Here is a 5,774-nt window from a genome sequence, read left to right as displayed (position 1 = left end):
CGCGGTCCACGCGCGTTCGCGCGCCGCCGATGCGCTGCAGCGCGGCCCGCAAACGCGCGTGGACCGCGCGCCGGGCCGCGTCGCCCGGCTCGAACGCCATCCGCCAGTCCGACGTCGTCGCGCCGACGGCCCGCACCAGCGCGAGCTGACGCGCGACCTCGTGGCGCACATGGGCGTCCGGCTCGGTTTCCGGCACGCGGTCGGTCAGCAGCTCGTACGGATTCTCGCGGCAATGCGCGAGCCGCAGCGGGATGCCCGCGAGCCAGCACATCATCGCGGCGGGCAGCGGGTTCTGGCTGTATACGGTGAAGATCACGGCCGCGTCGAAGCGGCCGGCCAGCAGCCGGTCGATCATGTCGAGATCGGCCACCGGGTCGCCGCGCACGTCGGGATGCCGGACCCACGGCGCGTCGTAGCACCATACGTCGTCGACCATCGGCAGGTGCGGCGCAAGCGCGGCGCCCGTGCGCGACGTCAGCAGCGTGAGCCGGCGGCCGCTGCCGCCCTCCTTCAGCGCCCGCAGCGCGGGCGTCGTCATCAGCACGTCGCCCAGGCTGTCGAGCCGCACGCACAGGATGCGGCGCGCGCGGTGCCAGGCGGCGTTCATCGCCGCCCCCACGTGCCATGCCGGCGCACGGCTTCGCGCACGACGATGTCGGCGGCCAGGTCGATCCGGTCGACGACATGGTGCGGCGTGCGCGCCGCGTCGACGCGCCACTCGGTCTCGTGACCGCAATCGACGAGAATCGTGCCGCACCGCGCGGTGCGGCCGGCCTCGACGTCGTCGAGGATGTCGCCGATCATCCAGCTCCATTCGGGAACGGCGCCGAGCGCGGCCAGCGCGCGGCGCACCATGCCGGGCCGCGGCTTGCGGCACAGGCAGTCGCAGGCATAGCGCGGCACGCTGCCCTGCGGGTGATGCGGGCAGTAAAAAAAATCCGCCAGCGTCGCACCGTTTGCTTCGAACAGTTCGGCGAGACGCTGGCGGACCGCGCCAAGCTCGTTTTCGGTAAAGCGGCCGAGCGCGACGCCCGGCTGGTTCGAGACGACCGCGAGCGGCATGCCGGTCGCGCCGAGCGCGCGCAACGCCCGGGCCGCTCCCGGCGCGAGACGCATGCGTGCGGGGTCGACGTTGTACGGCACGTCGTCGAGCAGCGTGCCGTCCTTGTCGAGCAGCACCGCGCCGGGCAGCCGCCGTTCGCGCGTCAGGGCCATGACGACTCCTTCATCGGCAGCACCATCACTTCCGGCACGACGGTACCCGGCGGCTGCGCGAGCACGAAGCGCACGGCGGCCGCGACGTTCTCCGGCGGCTGCAGCGTGTCCTCGTCGATGTCGGGAAAGCGGTCGAGCAGGAACGGCGTGCGCATCCCGCCCGCGACGATCGCCGACACGCGCACGCCGCTCGGGCGCAGTTCGGCATGCAGCGCATGCGACAGGCCGAGCAGCCCCCACTTCGTCGCGTGGTACGCGGACGCATTGGGCCACGCCCGCTTCGACGCGGTCGACGCGATATTGACGATATGGCCGCCGCCGCGCGCCTTCATCATCGGCACGGCCGCGTGACACATCAGGTACGGGCCGAACAGGTTCGTCATCAGCACCTGGCGCCAGGCGTCCACGCTCACGTCGTCGATCGGCGCGGTCACGTCGATCGCCGCGTTGTTGACGATCACGTCCAGATCGCCGAGCGATTCGCGCGCGTCGCGGACGACCTCCAGCACCGACGCCTCGTCGCGCACGTCGAGCGGGCGGCCGACCGCCTGTCCGCCGTGGCGTTCGAGCCGCTGCGCGACGGCCGCCGCGCGGTCGCCGTCGAGATCGGCGACGACCACGTGCGCGCCATGCCGCGCCAGGTCCTCGCATATCGCTTCGCCCAGACCGCGGCCACCGCCGGTCACGAGCGCGGTTCGTCCAGCGAGCGCGGGTCTGGCTGATTCGTGAGTCGCGTTCACCTGCACCTCCTGTCGACGTTCGAGCGTCATGCTGCTGATGGGGGACGCTTGTCGTGACAAGCGTCGGTGCATGAGGTACAGCGAAAACCGTGCCGGGCCGCGTGCGCCCGCGCCGCATCGGGCGCCGGCGGGCGATCGCTGGCTTTTTTATAAGCGGCTGTAAAAACGGGCCGCGCGGCCGAACTCAGATCGCGAGCGCGTCGGGCGTCGCCTGCGCGCGGTGCTTCGCGAGCGCGCGCAGGCAGTGCGCGATGCAGCCCGCGAACGCTTCGTCGAACCACGGCTGCGCGCCCGACACGCCGACCACGATTCCGCCGAGCGCGACGCCGCCCCACAGATTCGTGTCGCCCGCGCGTAACCGGTACGGCTCCAGCGCCTGCACGACATGGCCGTCGCGGCCCGTCTCCCACGACAGCCGCGCCTTCGCGCGCGCATAGGCACGGTAGTCGGCGTCCCAGTCCTTCGGGTCGGGCAGCGAGAACTCGTACAGAATCGCGTCCTCGAACGACGTGTCGTGCGGCCCGAGCGCCGGATCCATGATCACGATGTGCAGGCAGCCGCTGTCGCCGACGAAGTCGCTCTGCAGCGCGGCCGACAGGCTCGGCAGCAGCAGCTCGACGGCCGCCACCGCGGCCTGGCGGTCCGCGAACGCGCTACCCGCGCGTCGGTCGATCAGTGTGTCGGGCATCGGGCGGGGAAGGTTCGGCATGGGATTCTCCAGAGGAAAACGCGAGCGCACGCAACGCCGCGATCAGGTCGGCCGCTACCGCGGGCTTGGTCAGGTAGGCATGGAAACCGGCCTCGACCGCGCGCGTGCGGTCGCGTTCGCGCGCGTGGCCGGACAGCGCGAGCGCCTCGAGCGGCGCGCGGCCCGCGCGGTCGCGCGCGGCATCGAGCTGGCGCACGCGCGACATCACCGCATAGCCGTCATCCTCGTCGTCGCCGAGATCGATGTCGCAGACGAGCAGCGCCGGCCAGTCCGCCCGGCGCGCGCGCCACAGGTCGTCGAGCAAGGCCTGCCCGGACGCGTACGCATGCACGTGAGCGCCTGCGAGCTGCAGCAGCGCGGCGAGCGCGTCGCGCGCCTCGTCGTGATCGTCCACGCACGCGATGACGAGGCCGTCGAGCGGCCTGGCCGGCGCATCGGAGGGTGGCATGCCGCCGGCCGGTTGCACGGGCTCGGGCGCCACCACGTACATCGGCAGCGACAGGTGCAGCGTCACGCCCGTATCGTCGCGTTCGCGCACCACGTAGCCGCCGGCTTCCTCGATCGCACCCTGCAACCGTTCGAGGTCGAGCAGCGACAGCTCGAGCGCGTCGGCGTCCGCGCACGCGATCGTGATCCGCGCCTCCGGATCGTGACGCGCGGTACGCACCTCGAGGTGCCCGCCGCCGCTCGCGTCGATCCCGCCGCGGCACAGTTCCCATACGAAACGCCGCAACGCGGCCGGATCGGCGTTGACGACGAGGTCCTCGTCCGACAGGTGGCGAAACACCGGCACGCCGCGCCGCGCGGCGTCGTCCGCCAGCGAATCGAGCACCTGCGACACGAGCGGGTTGATCCTGACCGGCTGCCGCGCGAACTTCGCCTCCGTGCGCGCCAGTTCGCGCTGCTTCGCCTGCAGCGACCACATCTGCGCATAGACGCCGCCGCTGGCGAGCAGTGCGTCGTGCGTGCCGTGTTCGACGAGGCGGCCGTGCTCCATCACGAGAATGCGGTCGGCGTCGACGATCGTCGACAGCCGGTGCGCGATGATGAGCGTCGTGCGGTGCCGGGCGACGCGCATCAGCTCCTGCTGGATCGCGCGCTCCGCGCGCATGTCGAGCGCGGAGGTCGCCTCGTCGAACACGACGATCGGCGGCGCCTTCAGCAATGCGCGCGCGATCGCGACCCGCTGCCGCTCGCCGCCCGACAGCCGCACGCCGCGCTCGCCGACGCGCGTGTCGTACGCGTCGGGCAGCCGCTCGATGAACGCGTCGAGTTGCGCGCCGCGCGCGGCCGCGATCACGTCGCCGCGCGTCGCATCGCGCTTGCCGTACGCGATGTTGTAGGCGAGCGTGTCGTTGAACAGGATCGTGTCCTGCGGGACGATGCCGAGCGCGTCGCGCAGGCTGCGTTCGGTGACGAGCCGCAGGTCCTGGCCATCGATCCGGATCGTGCCCGCGTCGGGCTGGTACAGCCGGAACAGCAGCCGCGCGAGCGTCGACTTGCCCGAGCCGCTGCCGCCGACCACCGCGACCGTCTGCCCGGGCTCGATGCGAAACGACACGTCCGACAGGATCTGCCGGCCCGGCTCGTAGCCGAAGTCGACATGCGCGAACTCGATCGCGCCGCCGCGTACCGCGAGCGGCTGCGCCCCCGGCGCGTCGCCGTCCTCGCCGGGCTTGCCGCGTGCATCGAGCAGCCCGAACAGCCGCTCGACGTTCGTCATCGCGTCGTTCGCCTCGCGGAACACGAAACCGAGCGCGTTCAGCGGCAGGCTGATCTGGATGATGTATGCGTTGATCAGCACGAGATCGCCGACCGTCATCGCGCCGCGCGCCACCTGCTGGCCGGCGAGCAGCATCACCGCGGCGATCCCCGCGCCGATGCAGGCGCTCTGGCCGATATGCAGCGTCGACAGCGCGTACTGGTTGTCGATGCCCGCCTCGCGCCACGCGTCGAGCACGCGCTCGAGCCGGTCGCGCTCGACGTCCTCGCGCGCGAAGTACTTGACCGTATCGACGTTCAGCAGGCTGTCCACCACGCGTGCGTTCGACTCGGCCTCGAGCGCGTTCACGCGCCGCTGGACACGCATCCGCCGGCGCGTAAACACAACCGTACAGGCCGCGTAGACGCCGAACGTGACGACGATGATCGCGGTAAAGCCGCTGCCGTACTTGCCGATCACGATCGCGATCACCGAGCCGATCTCGATGGCCGTCGGCACGACCGTAAACACCGCGACACCGAGCAGATAGCCGATGCCGGCCGTGCCTTTCTCGAGGTCGCGCACGACCGCGCCCGTCTCGCGCTGCGCATGAAAACGCGCGCCGAGCCGGTGCAGGTGGCCGAACGTGCGTACGGTAAACGATGCGACCGTATGCTGCGTGACCTGCACGAAGGTCATGTCGCGCACTTCGTTCAGCGCATTCGACGCAAAGCGCACGACCGCGTACGCGAACAGCAGCAGCACCGGCCACGCGACAGGCTGGCCGGCCGCGCGGCCGAAGCCGTCGACGATGTCCTTGAGCAGCAGCGGCACCGCGACGGCCGCCGCCTTCGCGAGCATCAGCAGCGCGATCGCCGCCAGAACGCGGGCACGGTAATGCCAGATCGCGCGCCCCAGTTCGGCCGCAATCCGCAGCCGCAGGCCGCGCTCGTCGCGACGGTCGCGGCCCGCGGTGCCGCCGCGCCGCGCGGGCCGCGTATCGTCGATGCCGGCCGTCATGCGTAAGCGGCTCGCGGTCGGGATCGCGGCGCGGCGTGCACGGCCGTCAATGGTGCGGCTTGCGCTCGCGGCCGGGCACGACGGCGCCCGGTTCGGGATCGCGTGCGGCCGGCAGCGTCGGCGTGACGGTCCGCTGGTCGGGATGCAGCACCATGCCCGTATCGTGCTCGCCTTCGCGGCGCACGCGCACGCGATTATCGACGTCGCGCACGCTCATGCAGCCGTCAGCCAGATCCTCGATGTCGTGCTTCATCCAGCGCGCCGGGACCGTGCCGTCCAGGATGACGCAGCCGTCCTGCACCTGCACGGTGACATCGCTCACGTCGATGTCGAGCGCATGCGCCAGCCGCTCGCAGACGTCCTCGCGGATCCGCTCGTCGGAGCGCGA

At 71.5% G+C, this 5,774-nt stretch carries 5 protein-coding genes and 1 pseudogene; all 6 read right to left on the bottom strand.

Going from position 1 to position 5,774, the window contains the following annotated elements:
- Window positions 1–607 (bottom strand): annotated as a pseudogene (locus G3N62_RS33960) (glycosyl transferase); the annotation flags it as partial.
- Window positions 604–1,215, bottom strand: a complete 612-nt coding sequence (locus tag G3N62_RS33955) for an HAD-IIIA family hydrolase (protein WP_034189961.1) — start codon at window positions 1,213–1,215, stop codon at window positions 604–606. The pseudogene G3N62_RS33960 and the gene G3N62_RS33955, both read right to left, overlap by 4 nt.
- Window positions 1,206–1,985 carry an SDR family oxidoreductase gene (locus tag G3N62_RS33950; protein ID WP_124669553.1) on the bottom strand — a complete coding sequence of 260 codons (780 nt, stop codon included), beginning with the start codon at window positions 1,983–1,985 and terminating at the stop codon, window positions 1,206–1,208. The genes G3N62_RS33955 and G3N62_RS33950 overlap by 10 nt, the downstream gene beginning before the upstream one ends.
- Window positions 1,986–2,139: 154 nt before the next feature.
- Complete coding sequence (locus tag G3N62_RS33945) at window positions 2,140–2,664, bottom strand: hypothetical protein (protein ID WP_175028771.1); 525 nt, start codon at window positions 2,662–2,664, stop codon at window positions 2,140–2,142.
- Entirely contained in the window at window positions 2,609–5,386 is a 2,778-nt protein-coding gene (locus G3N62_RS33940) for an ABC transporter transmembrane domain-containing protein (RefSeq protein WP_185733054.1), read from the bottom strand. The genes G3N62_RS33945 and G3N62_RS33940 overlap by 56 nt, the downstream gene beginning before the upstream one ends.
- A gap of 46 nt (window positions 5,387–5,432) precedes the next feature.
- A partial coding sequence (locus G3N62_RS33935; protein ID WP_206141472.1) for a BON domain-containing protein occupies window positions 5,433–5,774 on the bottom strand: 342 nt, incomplete at its 5' end.

Origin of the sequence: Burkholderia sp. Tr-20355, from assembly GCF_017104685.1 — a bacterium.
GTDB lineage: Bacteria > Pseudomonadota > Gammaproteobacteria > Burkholderiales > Burkholderiaceae > Burkholderia > Burkholderia seminalis.
The sequence above is the reverse complement of the archived record's forward strand: the minus strand, read 5'-3'. Positions and strand labels throughout refer to the sequence as shown.

What these genes read in the sequence shown, in the direction of transcription:
- G3N62_RS33955 (WP_034189961.1), bottom strand. Translation starts at nt 1,215, where the DNA reads ATGGCCCTGACGCGCGAACGGCGGCTGCCCGGCGCGGTGCTGCTCGAC.
- G3N62_RS33950 (WP_124669553.1), bottom strand. Translation starts at nt 1,985, where the DNA reads ATGACGCTCGAACGTCGACAGGAGGTGCAGGTGAACGCGACTCACGAA.
- G3N62_RS33945 (WP_175028771.1), bottom strand. Translation starts at nt 2,664, where the DNA reads ATGCCGAACCTTCCCCGCCCGATGCCCGACACACTGATCGACCGACGC.
- G3N62_RS33940 (WP_185733054.1), bottom strand. Translation starts at nt 5,386, where the DNA reads ATGACGGCCGGCATCGACGATACGCGGCCCGCGCGGCGCGGCGGCACC.